The organism is Paraflavitalea speifideaquila, from assembly GCF_032395985.1.
GTDB classification, from domain to species: domain Bacteria; phylum Bacteroidota; class Bacteroidia; order Chitinophagales; family Chitinophagaceae; genus Paraflavitalea; species Paraflavitalea speifideaquila.
In genome coordinates, this window is record NZ_CP135920.1 from 6,201,421 (window position 1) to 6,218,240 (window position 16,820).

21 protein-coding genes and 3 pseudogenes are annotated in these 16,820 nt (G+C 43.2%); 10 read left to right on the forward strand and 14 right to left on the reverse strand.

Annotated features, from left to right (window positions below; translation table 11 throughout):
• Positions 1-12 precede the first annotated feature (12 nt).
• From RS881_RS42605 to RS881_RS42615, 3 genes are all read right to left on the reverse strand, one after another.
• Positions 13-699, reverse strand: a complete 687-nt coding sequence (locus RS881_RS42605; protein ID WP_315816358.1) for a glutamate ligase domain-containing protein — start codon at positions 697-699, stop codon at positions 13-15.
• Positions 693-1,370 carry a Mur ligase family protein gene (locus tag RS881_RS42610; protein WP_315816359.1) on the reverse strand — a complete coding sequence of 226 codons (678 nt, stop codon included), beginning with the start codon at positions 1,368-1,370 and terminating at the stop codon, positions 693-695. Before RS881_RS42610 ends, RS881_RS42605 begins: the two co-directional genes overlap by 7 nt.
• Positions 1,371-2,013: 643 nt before the next feature.
• The gene (locus RS881_RS42615; RefSeq protein WP_315816360.1) at positions 2,014-2,214 is read right to left on the reverse strand and encodes a hypothetical protein; all 201 of its coding nucleotides are present in this window, start codon (positions 2,212-2,214) and stop codon (positions 2,014-2,016) included.
• 207 nt (positions 2,215-2,421) lie between these two features.
• Between RS881_RS42615 and RS881_RS42620 the strand changes: the two genes are divergently transcribed.
• Together RS881_RS42620 and RS881_RS42625 are read left to right on the forward strand one after the other, a co-directional pair.
• Positions 2,422-2,874: an RNA polymerase sigma factor gene (locus RS881_RS42620; protein WP_315816361.1), complete on the forward strand. Its 453-nt coding sequence runs from the start codon at positions 2,422-2,424 to the stop codon at positions 2,872-2,874.
• Positions 2,875-2,931: 57 nt separating this feature from the next.
• Complete coding sequence (locus RS881_RS42625) at positions 2,932-4,056, forward strand: S1 family peptidase (protein ID WP_315816362.1); 1,125 nt, start codon at positions 2,932-2,934, stop codon at positions 4,054-4,056.
• Positions 4,057-4,272: 216 nt separating this feature from the next.
• Here the strand turns inward: RS881_RS42625 and RS881_RS42630 are convergent, their stop codons facing one another.
• Complete coding sequence (locus tag RS881_RS42630; protein WP_315816363.1) at positions 4,273-5,172, reverse strand: nucleotidyltransferase family protein; 900 nt, start codon at positions 5,170-5,172, stop codon at positions 4,273-4,275.
• Between the two features lie 231 nt (positions 5,173-5,403).
• Between RS881_RS42630 and RS881_RS42635 the strand changes: the two are divergent.
• The 4 genes and pseudogenes from RS881_RS42635 to RS881_RS42650 all read left to right on the forward strand — a co-directional run.
• Positions 5,404-6,153: pseudogene (locus RS881_RS42635) on the forward strand (1-aminocyclopropane-1-carboxylate deaminase/D-cysteine desulfhydrase); the annotation flags it as partial.
• A gap of 134 nt (positions 6,154-6,287) precedes the next feature.
• Positions 6,288-6,566 carry a hypothetical protein gene (locus RS881_RS42640; RefSeq protein ID WP_315816365.1) on the forward strand — a complete coding sequence of 93 codons (279 nt, stop codon included), beginning with the start codon at positions 6,288-6,290 and terminating at the stop codon, positions 6,564-6,566.
• Positions 6,567-6,747: 181 nt separating this feature from the next.
• On the forward strand, positions 6,748-6,882 hold the full coding sequence (locus RS881_RS42645; RefSeq protein ID WP_315816366.1) for a hypothetical protein: 135 nt from the start codon (positions 6,748-6,750) through the stop codon (positions 6,880-6,882).
• Positions 6,883-6,913: 31 nt separating this feature from the next.
• The gene (locus RS881_RS42650) at positions 6,914-7,225 is read left to right on the forward strand and encodes a hypothetical protein (protein ID WP_315816367.1); all 312 of its coding nucleotides are present in this window, start codon (positions 6,914-6,916) and stop codon (positions 7,223-7,225) included.
• Positions 7,226-7,312: 87 nt separating this feature from the next.
• On the opposite strand, the gene lipB is transcribed toward RS881_RS42650, so the two are convergent.
• Entirely contained in the window at positions 7,313-7,720 is a 408-nt protein-coding gene (gene lipB, locus RS881_RS42655) for a lipoyl(octanoyl) transferase LipB (protein ID WP_315816368.1), read from the reverse strand.
• Positions 7,721-7,808: 88 nt separating this feature from the next.
• Positions 7,809-8,054, reverse strand: a complete 246-nt coding sequence (locus tag RS881_RS42660; RefSeq protein WP_315816369.1) for a lipoate--protein ligase family protein — start codon at positions 8,052-8,054, stop codon at positions 7,809-7,811.
• Positions 8,055-8,126: 72 nt separating this feature from the next.
• Here RS881_RS42660 and RS881_RS42665 point away from each other — a divergent pair, with 72 nt between their 5' ends.
• Positions 8,127-9,161 (forward strand): RluA family pseudouridine synthase, encoded by a 1,035-nt coding sequence (locus tag RS881_RS42665; protein ID WP_315816370.1) that lies wholly within the window; start codon positions 8,127-8,129, stop codon positions 9,159-9,161.
• A 119-nt stretch (positions 9,162-9,280) separates the two neighbouring features.
• Here the strand turns inward: RS881_RS42665 and RS881_RS42670 are convergent, their stop codons facing one another.
• The 7 genes and pseudogenes from RS881_RS42670 to RS881_RS42710 all read right to left on the reverse strand — a co-directional run bounded on the left by RS881_RS42670 (position 9,281) and on the right by RS881_RS42710 (position 12,809).
• Positions 9,281-9,520 carry a hypothetical protein gene (locus RS881_RS42670; protein WP_315816371.1) on the reverse strand — a complete coding sequence of 80 codons (240 nt, stop codon included), beginning with the start codon at positions 9,518-9,520 and terminating at the stop codon, positions 9,281-9,283.
• A complete protein-coding gene (locus RS881_RS42675; protein WP_315816372.1) occupies positions 9,517-9,777 on the reverse strand; it encodes a hypothetical protein in 261 nt (86 codons plus the stop codon). Before RS881_RS42675 ends, RS881_RS42670 begins: the two co-directional genes overlap by 4 nt.
• Positions 9,774-10,289 carry a hypothetical protein gene (locus tag RS881_RS42680; RefSeq protein WP_315816373.1) on the reverse strand — a complete coding sequence of 172 codons (516 nt, stop codon included), beginning with the start codon at positions 10,287-10,289 and terminating at the stop codon, positions 9,774-9,776. The genes RS881_RS42675 and RS881_RS42680 overlap by 4 nt, the downstream gene beginning before the upstream one ends.
• Positions 10,290-10,293: 4 nt before the next feature.
• Entirely contained in the window at positions 10,294-10,872 is a 579-nt protein-coding gene (gene def, locus RS881_RS42685; protein ID WP_315816374.1) for a peptide deformylase, read from the reverse strand.
• Between the two features lie 110 nt (positions 10,873-10,982).
• Positions 10,983-11,395, reverse strand: a pseudogene (gene ruvX / locus RS881_RS42695) (Holliday junction resolvase RuvX).
• Positions 11,396-11,402: 7 nt separating this feature from the next.
• Positions 11,403-12,382: pseudogene (locus tag RS881_RS60705) on the reverse strand (4-hydroxybenzoate octaprenyltransferase).
• Between the two features lie 10 nt (positions 12,383-12,392).
• Complete coding sequence (locus tag RS881_RS42710; RefSeq protein WP_315824785.1) at positions 12,393-12,809, reverse strand: TrmH family RNA methyltransferase; 417 nt, start codon at positions 12,807-12,809, stop codon at positions 12,393-12,395.
• Positions 12,810-13,047: 238 nt separating this feature from the next.
• Between RS881_RS42710 and RS881_RS42715 the strand changes: the two genes are divergently transcribed.
• Both RS881_RS42715 and RS881_RS42720 read left to right on the forward strand, forming a co-directional pair.
• Positions 13,048-13,323, forward strand: a complete 276-nt coding sequence (locus tag RS881_RS42715) for an HAD family hydrolase (RefSeq protein WP_315816379.1) — start codon at positions 13,048-13,050, stop codon at positions 13,321-13,323.
• Positions 13,311-13,565 (forward strand): HAD-IA family hydrolase, encoded by a 255-nt coding sequence (locus RS881_RS42720; protein ID WP_315816380.1) that lies wholly within the window; start codon positions 13,311-13,313, stop codon positions 13,563-13,565. The genes RS881_RS42715 and RS881_RS42720 overlap by 13 nt, the downstream gene beginning before the upstream one ends.
• 549 nt (positions 13,566-14,114) lie before the next feature.
• On the opposite strand, the gene rpsA is transcribed toward RS881_RS42720, so the two are convergent.
• The gene (gene rpsA / locus RS881_RS42725) at positions 14,115-16,046 is read right to left on the reverse strand and encodes a 30S ribosomal protein S1 (RefSeq protein ID WP_315816381.1); all 1,932 of its coding nucleotides are present in this window, start codon (positions 16,044-16,046) and stop codon (positions 14,115-14,117) included.
• Between the two features lie 409 nt (positions 16,047-16,455).
• Here rpsA and RS881_RS42730 point away from each other — a divergent pair, with 409 nt between their 5' ends.
• A complete protein-coding gene (locus RS881_RS42730) occupies positions 16,456-16,782 on the forward strand; it encodes a DUF1572 family protein (protein WP_315816382.1) in 327 nt (108 codons plus the stop codon).
• Positions 16,783-16,820 lie beyond the last annotated feature (38 nt).

The window sequence follows — 16,820 nt, forward strand, 5'->3', positions numbered from 1 at the left end:
TTTGATATTGGGTTAATTGGTCACCTTTTTTGCAAATGTAAGCATATCTATTCCATCATAGTTGCCTGAGCTCATCAAAAGCAAATTGGCGTTTTGGTATGACTGTGACTGCAACCATTGTACCAGTTCCTCCTTTTGATTCAGTACCACCAGGTCTTTTTCCCAAAACCTTCCACAATTTTTTTCCTTAGGCAGTGGCGGCATACGCTTTAGTTCCAAGGCATGTCCCGAATAGAATACAGCCGCCGCATCTGCTTGATCCATCGCACCTTTGTACTCCTTCATAAACTGCTCATTGAGGCTGCTGTAAGTATGCAATTCCAACACCGCAATGAGCTTACGTTCAGGATATTGTTGTTTTACAGCTTCCATGGTGGCTTTTACCTTGGAAGGCGCATGGGCAAAATCACGATACACAATAGTACCTTCATTCCGGGCCAATAACTCCAGCCGTTTGGCAGCCCCTGTAAAAGAACCTATCGCCAGGATAAAATCTGGTTCACTGATGCCCAACTCACGGCAGGCATACCAGGCGGCATAAAGATTCATCAGATTATGATCACCAAAAACCTGCAATACGCCTGAATGTGTACCTATTCTAACGGTCGTTATACCCTTTTCAATGGCATGGGAAGGTATACTATACGGCTGATAACGGATATCACTTCGTTTATGGTCCTCTACCAGTTTATTCAACACACTATCCGTTTCGTTATAAATAAGTAATCCCCTGGCTCAATTTTGTTGATGAAAATGACAAATTGCTCCAGGTAAAAATCAAAAGTGGGAAATACATTAATATGGTCCCAGGCAATACCAGTAAGTATGGCTATATGTGGAAATAAGAAATGGAATTTGGGTCTTTTCTCCAGTGCACTGGCCGGGTATTCGTCGCCTTCGCATACGATAACAGGCGCCTCTGTAATATTTACCGACTGGTCAAAACCTTCGAGCCTGGCTCCCACCAGGTAGTCAAAAGCCTTTCCCGTCTTCTTCAGTACATGCATGATCATAGAAGTTGTTGTAGTTTTACCATGACTACCTCCTACCACCACCCTGGTCTTTTGTTGACTCTCCTGGTATATATATTCAGGGAAAGAATAAATTTTAAGCCCTAGCTCCCGTGCCCGCAACAATTCGGGGTTATCACCTTTGGCATGCATACCTAAAATAACGGCATCGAGGGAAGAACTTATCTTTTCAGGAAACCAGCCGGTAGCTTCCGGCAACAAGCCGGCATTGGCCAGGTTTGCCCGGGCGGGTTCAAATATTTCATCATCACTACCCGTAACATGATATCCTTTCCTTTTGAGTGCCAGGGCCAGCTGGTGCATCACACTACCCCCGATGGCTATAAAGTGTACATTCATATGCAAAGCCGTAAGATAAGATTTTAATCGCTTTATGCCTTAACTGGCATATTTTACTATCTCTGTAACAATAATTTATGCTGATTTCCGGTCTTTTTATTGTGCGATAGGCAGTATTTTTTCGCCCTCCACTTGCAAGAACCGAATTTAGTTTGTTTCTTTGACCCATCAAACGCAAACACGCTTATCCCCTCCAATCCCTATCAATTTCCGTACTCATCCTCACCTCTGAACTAGCCTAATCCGCTCCTTTGAATTTCCTGATGATCGTTGTTTTACCGCCCCTTTAATTTCCAATTCATCAGGCTTATTCTCAAACCTAAATACCACAAAAATGAAACGGATTTTGACTATTCTCGCTTTGATTATTGCTATTAGCGCTACTGTTACTTCTTGCACAGCTTCTAGAGGCGGATGTAAATCAACGCAGGGAATGAGTGGCTATCGCTAAGCTATCATCCACAAATAGATAATTTTTCTGGACGGCATCATAGGCAACTGTGGTGCCTTTTTACATTAAGCCAATCGCAGAATACTTCTGCTCGCCCATTTTCACGGATATTCTCCACATTTCATGTAAAAAGAAAAGCCCTCCTGGGAACAGGACGGCCTCTAACGATTGCTTGCCATATGAAAAAAAAACTTATTTCTTCGTTGTATCTGCAGCGGCAGCTGGAGCAGTAGTATCTGCAGCCTTTACAGTAGTATCTGCAGCAGCAGGAGCTGTAGTATCTGCAGCAGCAGGAGCAGCAGTAGTATCGGTTTTAGTTTCTGTACCAGTTCCGCCATCATTACAAGATGCTACGAATGCGCCAATTGCTAAAACTAACAGGAGCTTTTTCATTTGTACCGTTTTTTGTTTTATTAACAGATGATTTAAGGATTAATACGAGAAAGGGAAAAAGGTAACCTCCACTTTATAAAAAAATTGTAATTATTTTTTAAAACACGGGAACACAGTACTTTGCGCGGGAAATTACCCAGTTTACAGGCTTTTAGCAGGTAATTTGGGTTACTTCTCATTAATTTGGGTATTAATAATACGGTTTAAGTGAAAACAGATCCCCGGGAAATAGCTTTATTAGAAGGACTGGCAAAAAATGACCGGCAGGCCATTGAAACCATTTACAAGCAGCACTATAATATGGTGCAAGCCTTGATAATCAACAACAATGGTTCAGCAGACGATGCACGGGACGTTTTCCAGGAAGCCATGATTGTTTTGTATGAAAAAGCCCTTTCAGGAACTTTTGAGCTCAATTGCCTGTTAAAGACCTATATCTATTCGGTATGCCGCCGGTTATGGCTTAAAAGGCTTCAACAGCAACAAAAATTCGTTCCAGATTTGGAAGGCCTGAGTGAAACTGTTCCTGTAGAAGAGGAGCTGGAAGTTCATGGACAAAGAAATACCGAATTCCAAATGATGGAGAAAGCCATGCAGCACTTGGGCGAACCCTGTCGTAGCCTGCTCGAAGCTTTCTACATCCAAAAGGAATATGCTTGACATTGCGAGCCATTTCGGGTACACCAATGCCGACAACGCCAAGAATCAGAAATACAAATGTTTAATGCGGCTAAAGAAACTATTCTTTGCCGCCTACAAAAACAATACACCGTAATGGAAGAAATGCAATTACTGGATGCTGTAGAACGCTATCTGGCCAACGAAATGCCTGCCGAAGAGAAGGCTTTCTTTGAACAACTGCGCAAAACCAATCCGGAAGTTGATCAGCTGGTAGTCGAACATTCCATGTTCCTGCAGCAGATAGACCGTTTTTCCGATTGGAAACATTACAAATCCACACTAAGTGAGGTGCATACCCAGCTACAGGAATCCGGTTCCATTAAAGACAAAGCACCTAAAGCCACCATTATCCAGTTGTGGAAAAAATACCAGCGGGTAGTTGCCGTAGCCGCTTCCATTGCCGGCATTACAGCCCTTACCATTAGTGCAATGGTCTATTATTTTACGCCTAAGCCCGTATCAGATTTTCGTCCACTTTTTCTGGAATTAAAAGAAGAAGTTAAACGTCAAACAGATCAAAAAATAGATTCAGTCCTGAATTCAGTACCCTCTTCCAGGCCTGCAGCTAATCCCAAATTTGGAGGAACCGGTTTCCTCATCGACGGAAAAGGCTACCTCGTTACCAGTGCCCATATCGTGGCCAATGCCGATTCGGTATATATACAAAACATAAAAGGCGACTATTTCAAAGTCAATATCCTGCACATGAACAGGCAAACGGATATTGCTGTATTAAAAATTGTAGATAGCCGCTTTCAACCTATTAAAAATTTGCCCTACGCTTTACAAAAGAATACTGCGGAACTGGGCGAAGAAGTATTCACCATGGGATTTCCCCGCCCTACTTCAGACATCGTCTATAACAGAGGATATCTAAGTGCCAAAACAGGGTATAATGGAGATACCACCACCTATCAATTGGCCATTTCTGCCAATCCTGGTAATTCTGGAGGCCCCATCTTTAATCATAGCGGTGAAGTGATTGGCATTCTTATTGGAAAACAAACCACTGCCGAAGGAGTGGTATTCTCAAGCCGCACCAAAAATATTTTCACCGCCTTGCACGAGATCAAAAAGACAGCACCAATGAAGATCGCATCAAATTGCTGTTGCCTTCTTCTATCAAAGGCCTGGATCGTGTACATCAGATCAAAAAATTGAAGACTGCATGTTCATGGTGAAAAGCTATTAAGCCATCAATTACAGTTTTGCTGACAATAAAAGCTTCGCCCCACGGCGAAGCTTTCTTATTTTACAGTATCTCACCTACTTCTAATCGCCTTCTTAGAAGGGCTCCACAAGGTGAGTCGCGCGCATTAAAAAAGCGCCCTCAAAGGAAAGCGCTTGTAATATTAATTATGCTTAAATGATGTGTTCTTAACTCCACAGTGCTGGCGGGTACTCTCCTGCATTGACCAGTTTTTCCAAATTGGCCTTTACTTCCGGAGCATCTTCTTTGTAAGTAACTCCAAACCAGTCGGAAGAAGTAGGAATTACCTTAATAACCCCCGCACTATCTTTAATGAACTGGTCAGCTACAATAGGAATAAAGAATTCAGACTTTAACTCTGTACCATGCTCCTTCAGGAAAGTCTTGAAAAGGCCCAAAGAATAATCAAACACTGCTGGATCAAAACACCAGAAATTCATAGATACACTGGAATCCCGGGGCAACTCCTTAGGTACAAAAGAATCATCCGTTAAGATTTTACCATCTGTCATCACTATATTCAGTCGCTCAGCAATAGAGGCAAGATTTCCCTGTGCATCCACCTGGCATACGCCACGGTTCACTGTTCCATTATCAGACAGCGTTTTCAACAGCTCATACCCTATGATGGACCACACTGTAGCATTTACATCGCCAGTAAGGAATTTATAGGCTTTCTCAAAAGCATCCCTGCCATAAAAATCATCGGCATTAATCACCGCAAAAGGTTCCTTAACTGCATCTTTGGCGCAAAGCACCGCATGAGCAGTACCCCAGGGCTTAGTACGGTCCGCAGGTACTTCATAACCCTCTGTAAAAGTCTTGAGATCCTGGTATACATAATCAATCTCAATACGCCCCTTCAACCTGGGCTCTACGATTGCTTTAAAATCCTCTGCAAAATCCTTGCGTATAATGAATACCACTTTCTTGAAACCGGCACGAATAGCATCATAAATAGAATAATCCATGATAGTTTCGCCGCCAGGACCAAAAGATTGGATCTGTTTCATACTTCCATAGCGGGAGGCCATACCGGCAGCTAATATTAATAAGGTTGGTTGCATTATCGTATTTTTTAAAGTTTCGGGCACGAAAATATAAAAAGAAACGATCAAAAGAAACCTTGGCAGCTATTAATCCATACCAGCCCATTGATTGCACAAAGGCAATTACACAAGCATTACCCAACGAAACCTGGCATAAAAGGGCGTTTATGTCGATATACTCCGGTTGGATCTGATCCATCCTGTTCTTTCAGGCAATAAATGGTTTAAGCTGAAGTATTACTTGCAACAAGCCAAAACAGAAGAAAAAAAGGCATCCTTACCTTCGGTGGAGCTTATTCCAATCACTTGGTGGCAACAGCCATTGCCTGCAAACTTCAGGGTATCCCTTCCAAGGGCATTGCACGGGGCGAACCAGCAACAACCCCCTCTCTTACATTACAGGAAGCAGCAGATCACGGAATGGAATTGCTGTATGTATCACGTACTGCCTTCGCAGATGAGCAATCATTAATGACCGGGATGAAACTAGCCAACCCTGATTATTTGATCGTGCCGCCCGGTGGCCAGGACGAACCAGGTATAAAAGGGGCTACCGAAATATTATCTCTTACCAATGCCGCAGTTTATACGCATATCGCCTGCGCCATGGGGACCGGCACCATGTTTACAGGCATTTTAAAGGCCCTTCTACCTCCACAAATAGGATTGGGATTCAGCAGCCTTAAAATTGCCGACCAGGAAAACAACACCCTGCTAAACCTCTTAAAAGCCCATACTTCCGGCATTTCTTTTTCCTTGGTATATGATTATCATTTTGGCGGTTATGCCAGAAAAAACAGCATCCTGATAGCCTTTATGAACCAATTGTTCGTGGCCCATGGATTACCCACCGATTTTGTCTATACCGGCAAATTATTATATGGGATTAATGACCTTATATATAAAGATTATTTCCCCCGCAATAGTCAGCTGTTGGTCATCCACAGCGGCGGATTACAGGGTAATAGGTCCTTGGCCCCCGGTACCCTACTTTTCTAATCAGGTAATTTTTAATCCGAATTCCAGGTTTTCACTATAAACGGTATAAAATTAGCTAAGGTGTAACCCATAGCGCATCAAGCCCTATCTTTGCGACACTAAAATAGAACCACAGATAAATTCGTTATAGGCACATGACAAGGACCCTTTCAGTAGTATTGCTTTTATTTTCTCTCAATACCCTGGCCCAGGATACCTTGCCTAAATTCACAACCTACATAAGGGGCAATGATAAAGTAATCATCGGTTGGACCAATACTTACGCCAAAGTAACCCAGATCAGTATTCAACGATCCTATGATAGTTTGAAATTCTTCAAAACCATCTTAACCGTGCCTGACCCTTCCGTTCCACAAAACGGCTATCTCGATGCCAAAGGCGCCACGCCCCAAATGTTCTATCGCCTTTTATAGTGCTCGATAGCGGCAAGTATATTTTTACTCAATCCCAGCGCCCTTTCCTGGACACCTCTCGTAGGATGGAGTATCAAAGACCCGATATAATGCCCGAAAATAATGCAAGACAACGGGTAGTGATCGCTGAAAATATGGCCCCAAAGAGGCCGAATTGCTAAAGGAAAAGATACAGGAAGCCGTGAAGAAAGCTGACCCTAAAGCGATAACACCTGTAGAAAAGCCCAAGCCTGCGCCAGAGCCTGAACGCTTTTTTATCATTAAGAAAAGAGATACCGTGATCATGCAACTCCCTGAAAAGGATTCAAAAGTTTAGGGATTCCATTGTACTGAAAACGCGGGATACCATGACGTTTAGAAGTGTAGATACCATCCTGATCAAGCCTTTTGTACCCAAAGAGGTTTTTAAACCCTCCAAATATGTTTACTCCGATAACAGTGGAAATGCTGTGATCATGCTACCCGATGTCAAAACCGGTAATTATGCAGTGAAGTTCTACGAAGATGACAAAACCTTCTTGTTTGAGGTAAAACAGATAAAAGAACCCTTTCTAGTGGTGGATAAAACAAATTTCATGCACGCAGGCTGGTTCCGGTTTGAACTATATGAAGATGGAAAGGTGAAAGAAACGCATAAATTTTATATCCCCAAAGATTAAATCCAGGCACTATTTAGCAGTTGGACAGTAGCAATCAGCAGTTTTGCATCGCAATAGACCCAAACCCTAAAACCTAGTGGTTAACAGTTAAAGCACAGCTTTAAGTTCCACATTGAATACCCGCTCAAAGTTTGCCTTTACTTTAGCCTTTACTTCCCCCATATCCAAGGTATACCCTAATTCCTTTTGCAGGGAAGTAACCTGCTTATTGCGAATACCACAGGGAATGATATAATCAAAGTACCGTAGGTCCGTATTAACATTAAAAGCAAAGCCATGCATCGTTACCCAACGACTGCACCGTATGCCCATAGCGCATATCTTACGTTCCTTCCCCGGTACAGCAGTGTCCAACCAAACTCCTGTTTCACCTTTCGAGCGCGCTCCTTTCAGTCCGTATTCAGCCATGGTAAGGATAAAAACTTCTTCCAGGTTACGCAGGTATTTTCCTATATCTGTATAAAACCTCTCCAAGTCAAGGATAGGATAGCCCACCAGTTGTTGAGGGCCATGAAAAGTGATATCTCCCCTCTGTTAATGGGGAAAAATTCAATATTCCGTGCTTTCCGTTCCTCCTCACTGATCAGCACATTGGCCATATCTCCGCTTTTGCCAAGCGTGTAAACAGGGGATGTTCTACGAATAGTAAATGGTGGGTAGTTGCTGGTGAATGGTGAATCTCGTTTCTGGCTTCCGTCTCCTGATTTCTGAATTCAATCTTCTTCCTCACATTCTCATTTAGGAGCTTTTCCTGGTAATCCCAGGCCGCCTGGTAGGGCATGGCACCCAGGTCCTCGAAAAATACTGGCTGTTGTTCAATATTGGCCATAGCAGCCGCAAATTTACGTGTTTATGACTTACCTCCCGATATCTTACCTTTGCGCCAAATTCAGTGGCAGTCATGAGTAAAAAAGACATTGAGCAGGATAATGAGCTGGATAATGAGTTGGAAGACAGCTCAGAAGGCGCCGAGGAGCTATATGAGCGAATGAGCCTGGTGGTAGACGGTGGGCAGGCCCCCATGCGCCTCGACAAATTCCTGGTACAACGCATTGAAAATGCCTCCCGCAACAAGGTACAGCAGGCTATTGAAAGCGGCCGGGTACTTATTAATGGCAAACCGGTACAATCCAACCACAAGATCAAGCCAGGTGAAGAGATCGTTGTATACTCCGACAAAGAGGTGAAAGGCGAAGACATCATACCGGAAAAGATGCCGCTGAATATTGAATATGAGGACGATGACATCCTGATTATCAATAAGCCTGTAGGATTGGTAGTACACCCAGCCAGCGGTAACCCCAATGGTACCCTGATTAATGGCGTAGCTTACCACCTGCTCCAGCAAAACAGCGAATTGAACACAGAAGTACTACCCCGCTTTGGCCTGGTACACCGTATTGATAAAAATACTAGCGGGCTCATGGTGCTGGCTAAAACCGAAAATGCAGTGAGTAGCCTGGCCAAAGAGTTCTTTAATCATACCATTCACCGGCAATATAATGCCCTCGTTTGGGGCGATGTGGCTGAAGATAGCGGCACCGTAAATGCCCATATCGGTCGGCACCAACGCTTTCGTAAGATTTTCGATGCTTACCCCGATGGAGAATATGGTAAAGAAGCAATAACTCACTATAAAGTGCTGGAACGCTTTGGTTATGTAACCTTGGTTCAATGCGAATTGGAAACCGGACGCACCCACCAGATACGCGTACACATGAAGCACATCGGGCATCCTTTATTCAATGATGAAGTATATGGTGGTGACAGGATCGTAAAGGTACCGTTTTCAGCAAGTACAAACAGTTTGTCGACAACTGCTTTGCCCTTTGTCCCCGTCATGCCCTACACGCCAAAACCCTGGGTTTCATTCATCCCCGCACACGTAAAGAAGTCACGTTTAACAGTGAGCTCCCCAACGATATGCAGCAATTGATCACTAAGTGGAGGAGCTATGTAAAAGTGAAAAATATTATTTGATCATAAAGAGGTGCCACCTTTCCCCTGCAACGCAGGTAAAAGATGTCACCTCTTTGTTGTTATTCACAACGCTAATTACTTTGTAAAATCAAACAAGGTAGCCGTAAACACCGCATTTTCCCTTTTCTTCAATACCACTCCCCAACTGCCATTGTAACGTAGTACCTTGGGTACCAGGTAACCCTCAAATTTCGTCATTTCGGCCTCCATATTTACATCAAAACTGTATACCCCTGCATTATAACTTAGGTCATAGTTACGGGCTACAATGTCCCAGTTATCAATTCTGAACCAGGTAGTCATTTCATTGATCACGATCTTGTTTTTTCACTACCCGTAAGGTCTGCACGCGGCACCAGTTTAAAGACATAACACATCTGACCATTGAAAGTATTCATATCAATGACGTAATCGTACAGCTTGCCCACCTCCTCATCAAATACGGCTATTTTATTGCCAATAAATGGAATACCCGGTATCTTTTTACCCGGATTAAAGAATAACATTTTCAACTGCTCTTTATGCTTTTCAATACCGCTTTTATTTTTAGTATTAAACTCGGCTCCTTTCACAATATTCGATTCACCACAGATCGTATCACGGGCAAAAACAACCCGGCATACAGATTAGCAGTATAATAATTGAAATTGTGGTTCTTATCATACATATCACCAGTTGTCTTTTCTTCCAGCACTTTCATCCATCGACAACTATCTTTTACCAGTTGCTGAGTACGACTATTCAGGGTAGCTTTTACTTCACCCTTCTTTTCCAGCATACGAATATCATTGAGCGCTTTATAGCCCAGTATTTTCAAATTCCGGAATGCCTTATAAAAAGTAGTATCTTCTTTTACACGTTCGATAAAGGCAGGTACATTCAGGTTACTTCGCACCACTACCTCTTTTAGGGTAATTGATCTTTTATTTACTGTAACTGCTGTGTCTTTCTGAGCAAAGGCAGGGTAACAAGTAAGGAGTGCAAGTATAAAAGCCAGCGCTTTCATACCTGTAAGGTAGTTATTGAGCTTTAAAGGTGTACGAACTGTAGCGATTATTAAGTTGCTTTTAAGGATTGTTATCAACCTGTTATTTGGCAAAACTCATTTTATAGTCCACTTTCACTTTACCCTTGGTAATATCATCTAGTTTACCCTTCAGCAACTTACGTTTGAGTGGTTTAAGGTAGTCAATGAACAACTTGCCCTCAATATGATCATATTCATGCAGTATAACGCGGGCGGTAATGCCATTGAAAGTTTTGGTATGCACAACAAACTGTTCATCTACATACTCCAGTGTCACTTCTTCATGACGGGTCACATCTTCCCTGATTTTAGGAATGCTAAGGCACCCTTCATTATAAGCCCATTCCTTTCCATTGAGCGCCTTTATATGAGCATTGATGAACACCTGTTTGGTACCGGGCTCATCAGGATATTTACCCTTTTCATCTTCATCCTGGTTTTCAAAGATCTGGGCACTGTCTATTACAAATAGGCGGATACCCCGGTTGATCTGCGGAGCGGCCAATCCTACCCCGTTACTGGCGTACATGGTTTCCCACATATCTTCTATCAATTTAGGAAGACCGGGGTAATCGGGTGTAATATTCATGCTTACAACACGTAATACAGGTGTTCCGTAAGCTACAATTGGAAGGATCATGCTTTTATACTTAAATGCTTGATTATTCGATTGTTAAATTATAATTCAAAGGGCAAATATACGCCAAATTAGCCATTTGGCCAGCATCCGGGTAGCCTGGAAGTCCCACTTTAAGCCATTCTTTGCAAATACTCCTGCAGCATGATGGTAGCCGCAATTTCATCCACCAGGGCCTTATTTTGCCTTTGCTTCTTTTTCAACCCCATTTCTATCATGGCCTGGGAAGCCATTTTAGAGGTATAGCGCTCATCCACCGTTTTGAGGGGGATGGAAGGGAATTCTTTTTCAGTTTCACTATAATCTTCTTCACCAGGGGCGTGGCATGCGTATCCGAATCATCCCAATTCTTGGGCTCGCCGATAATGATAAGCTCTACTACTTCTTTGGAGAAATAATCTTTCAAAAAGGGGATCAGTTTGGGCGACTCAATAGTGGTTAGCCCCGATGCAATGATCTGCAACGGGTCAGTAACCGCCAGGCCGGTCCTTTTAAGACCATAATCTATAGAGATAATACGGGGCATAGAAATATTATTCAAAAGTGAATTGCCTGAACAAGGGGCCCGCAATTGCCATCCATCCTACCACCAGGTCAGCAATAACAAATACCGCAAATACTACACTGGCAATACCATTGGCAGTCATGAAGGCCAGGTTTACCCGGCGCAGATCGTTGGGTTTTACAATCGAATGTTGGTAAATAAGCATCCCTACAAAAACAGCAATCCCGATCCAATATAGCCAGTGAAACCCACCATAAATACCCGCTATGATAACACAGGCAGCACTTAATACATGCAAACCTTCCGATACCCTTAAAGCCTTTGCCTTACCTAGCCAGGCAGGGATAGAACGCAGTTGATTGGATTTGTCAAATTCTACATCCTGCAAAGCATAAATGATATCAAAGCCGCTCACCCAGAAAATGACTGCGAATGAAAACAAGAGGGGCAACAAAGCAAATTGCCCCGTCACCGCCAGAAAGGCCCCGATGGGTGCTAACGACAATCCCAGCCCCAATACAAGGTGGCAGAGCGGCGTAAACCGTTTGGTATAACTATAAAAGAGGATAACAAATAAAGCTACCGGAGACAAGAAAAACAAAGCCGGTTAATAAACCAGCAGCACGCCACAAACAATATACAATTAACAATAGTGAATAATAAAACCCGGTCGGCCTTTAATATCCCCGCAGGAATCTCACGAATAGCCGTACGGGGGTTCTTCGCATCAAATTGCCGGTCTAGGTAACGGTTGAAGGCCATGGCAGCACTACGGGCAAAAACCATACAAAGTACTACCAGCAAAAGCTGCAACCCTATATGGGCTTTCCAGTTTCCCTCGATCCGCCATTTAGACGAAACAAACTCTCCTTCCGTAAGCGCTTGTTGATTGTACAAATCATTAAAAACCGAAAACAGCCCTAGCGCAAAACCGATCAGCGCAAAAGGCATAGCGAAAATCGTATGTGAGAATTTGATCAGTGAAAGATATTTCTTAATAGTTGACATGGGGATATATTCAGCGTTCGATATTCAATTGTGTACGTACAAGTTCCCACAACACAATACCCGCAGCCACAGAAATGTTTAAAGAATGTTTCATTCCCAGTTGAGGTATTTCAATACAGCCATCACAAGCTTTTATCACCTCAGCATCCACACCACTTACCTCATTCCCAAACACAACGGCGAGTGGCGCTGATTGACCACCATCAAACTGGTGTAAAGGAACACTATTTTCCACCTGTTCAATAGCCCATAACTGGTACCCCGCCTCCCGTAATTCCTGTACAGCTTCCTGTGTAGAAGCAAAATATTTCCAGGCTACCGTTTCAGTAGCTCCCAAAGCTGTTTTGTGGATATCCCGGTGGGGAGGTTGTGGTGTATAACCACAGAGGTAAATTCCCTGTAGTAAAAAGCATCTGCCGTGCGAAATACACTGCCTACATTGTGCATGCTGCGGATATTATCCAGCACTATGATAATGGGTATTTTATCCGACTCCTGAATACTTCTACCGATTTACGATTCAGTTCATCCATGCTCAGTTTACGCATCTTGCAAAGGTAAGAAAGAAGCGGCAAGCGCCTCTCCCTTTCACGTTTCACATTTCACCTCTCACGTTTTCAGTACTTTTGCGGCACCTTTTGAAAACAGGCATCAAAACGAGTAGTATGAAACCAACCACTGTAATTTTTGATATGGACGGCCTCCTTATTGATTCAGAGCCGTTATGGGAAGAAGCCGGAAAAGAAACCCTGGCACAATTTGGTGTAAGTCTTACCGATGAACAGTATCATTTCAGCACTGGTTTACGTACCCGTGAATGGGTCGATTGGTGGTTTACCTGGTTCAATATAGATAAAAACACTCCCTGGCTGCCGAGCTTGTCATCGTACAGAAAGCCATCGATAAGATTGCGGAACGTGGCATACCTATGCCTGGTGTAGAACAAGTTTTTCCCTTATTAAAAGAAAAAGGCTATAAAATTGGCCTGGCCACATCTTCGCCCCTCGCCCTTGTAAACGTGGTAGCCGAAAAATTGCAGATTAACGATTACCTTCAAGCCATCGCATCTGCAGAGGAGTTAAAATATGGTAAGCCCCATCCCCAGGTTTATCTCGATTGTGCACAGGCACTGGAAGTATCCCCCTTGAATGTGTTTGTCTGGAAGATTCATTTAACGGAATGATCGCTGTAAAAGCAGCACGTATGAAGTGTATAGTTATACCAGCCAAACATAAACAGCTCCAAACCAGGTGGGATGCCGCCGATATGAAATTAGCTTCACTATTACAGCTAAATGAGCAAGTATTGAATGATTTGTAATAAAAAAAGGCATTGCCTCCCGCAAAGTGCTGGTGCAGTGTTCAACTATTTTTACCAGGTTATGTACTACAATGAAAAAAGCAAATAAGCATCAGGATAACCATCAGTAAATAAATAGGCTGCAATTTTTCATTTTTCATATGGAATATTTGAATAGTTAGGATTGACCTTCCAAATGAAATAACGTGCTACTGGTGTGGGGGTACTAATAATCAGAGTGGGGATAAAGGTCCGAAGGGATAGAGGTCCGATCTTACTACTAAAAATTGGGACAATTAAGATACGAAATTCCTGCATACAAACCCCATATCAATGACAATTAATTTTAATTTATTATACCTGGGGCACATTAACGCATAAAAAAGCGTTCCGGCGAACCGGAACGCTAGTATCAGGTAATAACTGTTGTTAATTACTCTTTGGGAGCAACATCGCCACCTTGGTTCTCTTCTTGCTTCAGCTTTTCTTTGATCTCAGCCAAGGCACCCAGATCACCCAAAGTAGCTTTTTCTACCTTACCTTGAATGTTCTTTACGGCTTTCTTGGTCTTATCAGCTTCTACACGGGCTTCCTTGCGGGCAGCCTCTTTCTCTTCAACCTTAGATTGTTCCCAGATACGTGTGTGTGATACAACGATGCGTTTTTCATTGCGATCGAATTCGATCACCATGAACTGCGAAGTTTCATCAGCACCCATGCTCTTACCATCCTCCTTGCTCAGGTGACGGTTAGGAGCAAATCCTTCGAGACCATAAGGCAACTGAACAATACCACCTTTATCATCACGGCGGATTACTGTTCCTTCATGCACTGTTCCAACAGCAAATGTGTCTTGCAGTGCATTCCAGGGATCTTCTTCCAGTTGTTTGTGACCAAGTTGCAACTTACGGTTTTCTTTATCGATACCGAGGATCACTACGTCGATGTTGGAACCAACTTTTGTGTACTCAGAAGGATGGTTGAAACGTTTCAGCCAGCTCAGGTCGCTGATGTGGATCATACCACCAATACCAGGAGCCAGTTCAACAAACACACCGTAAGGAGTGATGTTTTTCACCAGGCCAGTATGACGGCTTCCTTCAGGGAATTTCGTTTCAATAGTGCTCCAGGGATCTTCGCTCATTTGCTTGATAGACAAGCTCATTTTGCGGCTGCCCTTATCCAGGGTAACAATCTTGGCTTCATACTCATCGCCCAGTTTGAAGAACTCTTTGGCGTTGATTGGCGTATTGGCCCAGGTAATTTCACTCACGTGAACCAGGCCTTCTACACCTGGCATGATTTCCAGGAATGCACCGTAATCTTCAATGTTTACTACTTTACCCTTCACTACAGAACCTTCATGCACATTTTCTGGCAGGATATCCCATGGGTGAGGAGTAAGTTGCTTCAGACCCAGGCTGATACGTTTCTTCTCGTCGTCGAAATCCAGTACCACCACTTTCAGCTTCTGATCCAGCTTTAATACCTCGCTCGGATGGCTGATACGTCCCCAGCTGATATCGGTGATATACAGCAAGCCGTCCAAACCACCGAGGTCCATGAATGCACCGAAATCGGTGATATTCTTGATTGTACCTTCCAATACCTGGCCTCTTTCAAGTTTGCTCATGATCTCTGCACGTTGTGCTTCGATATCGCTTTCGATGAGGGCCTTGTGAGATACTACAGCATTCTTGATAGCTTCGTTGATCTTCACTACCTTGAACTCCATAGTCTTACCTACAAACTGATCGTAATCAGTTACAGGCTTAACGTCAATTTGTGAACCTGGCAGGAACGTTTCCATACCAAACACATCCACAATAAGACCACCCTTCGTCTTAGAAGTAACAGTACCGGTAATAACTTCGCCAGTCTTGTGAACTTCCACGATACGCTCCCAGGCACGGGTAATACGCGCTTGTTTGCGGCTCAGGTTCAGGTGACCTTCCCGGTCTTCCTTCTCAACCACCATAACTTCTACCTCATCACCTGTTCTCAGGTTAACCAGGTCACGGAATTCGTTCAGGGAAACCAGACCATCACTCTTGAAACCGATGTTGATAACTACGTCTGTTTTAGTCATAGCTACCACCAATCCTTTCACCAGTTCTCCGTCTGTTACAGCTTTGAAAGTACCTTCATAAACAGCATCATACTTCAACTTTTCTTCTTTAGTGTAAGAAGCAACATTGCGTTTGTCAATGCTCCAATCAAAATCATCATGAGCGCCCGGATCTTCATAAACCTGAGCAGCTGCCACCACAGGTGCAGTTGGTGTCGCTGTAGCCTCTTCCACAGGTGCAGAAGAAGACTCCTGTGCATCAGCGTTTAGTTGTTTAACAATTAAATTTTCAAACATGATAGAATCCCGAAGGTTTTTAAATTCGGGAGGCAAAGATACGTCAAAATGCTGAACAGTAGCGGGTTTTTACTGTTTTTTTGACCTAATAAAGCCCTCAAAGGCAAGCATTTACAAAGGCCTGATCAAATAACTGCCAGGAAAACAGGGACAAGAAAAGATCTAAGCAGTGGTCATTTATAATATCAAGCCCATTGTTGATTATTATTTTTCTGCAAAACATTTCACAACAACCAGTTTTCTGCTATTTTTGAAACCTTTTACACCAACCGTTTACAATGATCACACCGGTTTTAATTCAGCTATTTGAGGAAGGCTTAACGAAACTAACAGTAGAAATCAGCGCCTATCCAGACGACGCAAGCCTTTGGGTAACCAAAGACGGAATCAACAATAGTGGCGGCAACTTATGCCTTCACCTCACTGGAAACCTCCAGCATTTTTAGGAGCCGTATTGAATGATTCGGGATACGTACGTAATCGCGATGCCGAATTCAAAGTGAAGAATATCGTGAAAGCCAAATTGCTTAACGAAATAGAAGAAACCAAAACAGCCGTAAAAGATACCCTGGAACAGGTAAGCAGGAAACAACTGGATAAAACATATCCACTGCCCATCAATGGCGAAATGGTCAATACAGAATACTTCCTGGTATACCTGTTGGCCCATCTCAACTACCATATTGGTCAGATCAATTACCTCAGAAGGTTAGTGACCCAGCCACAACCTGCTTAATACAATAGTCCGAAAAACTGTAATACCGAAAGTCCGTG

Excerpts from the sequence above, each read along its gene's own strand:
- RS881_RS42615 (WP_315816360.1), bottom strand. The coding sequence starts at position 2,214 with ATGAAAAAGCTCCTGTTAGTTTTAGCAATTGGCGCATTCGTAGCATCT.
- RS881_RS42660 (WP_315816369.1), bottom strand. The coding sequence starts at position 8,054 with ATGGCCAATATTGAACAACAGCCAGTATTTTTCGAGGACCTGGGTGCC.
- RS881_RS42625 (WP_315816362.1), top strand. The coding sequence starts at position 2,932 with ATGTTTAATGCGGCTAAAGAAACTATTCTTTGCCGCCTACAAAAACAA.
- RS881_RS42610 (WP_315816359.1), bottom strand. The coding sequence starts at position 1,370 with ATGAATGTACACTTTATAGCCATCGGGGGTAGTGTGATGCACCAGCTG.
- rpsA (WP_315816381.1), bottom strand. The coding sequence starts at position 16,046 with ATGTTTGAAAATTTAATTGTTAAACAACTAAACGCTGATGCACAGGAG.
- RS881_RS42665 (WP_315816370.1), top strand. The coding sequence starts at position 8,127 with ATGAGTAAAAAAGACATTGAGCAGGATAATGAGCTGGATAATGAGTTG.
- def (WP_315816374.1), bottom strand. The coding sequence starts at position 10,872 with ATGATCCTTCCAATTGTAGCTTACGGAACACCTGTATTACGTGTTGTA.
- RS881_RS42650 (WP_315816367.1), top strand. The coding sequence starts at position 6,914 with ATGACGTTTAGAAGTGTAGATACCATCCTGATCAAGCCTTTTGTACCC.
- RS881_RS42640 (WP_315816365.1), top strand. The coding sequence starts at position 6,288 with ATGACAAGGACCCTTTCAGTAGTATTGCTTTTATTTTCTCTCAATACC.
- RS881_RS42720 (WP_315816380.1), top strand. The coding sequence starts at position 13,311 with ATGCCTGGTGTAGAACAAGTTTTTCCCTTATTAAAAGAAAAAGGCTAT.
- RS881_RS42715 (WP_315816379.1), top strand. The coding sequence starts at position 13,048 with ATGAAACCAACCACTGTAATTTTTGATATGGACGGCCTCCTTATTGAT.
- RS881_RS42730 (WP_315816382.1), top strand. The coding sequence starts at position 16,456 with ATGCCTTCACCTCACTGGAAACCTCCAGCATTTTTAGGAGCCGTATTG.
- RS881_RS42630 (WP_315816363.1), bottom strand. The coding sequence starts at position 5,172 with ATGCAACCAACCTTATTAATATTAGCTGCCGGTATGGCCTCCCGCTAT.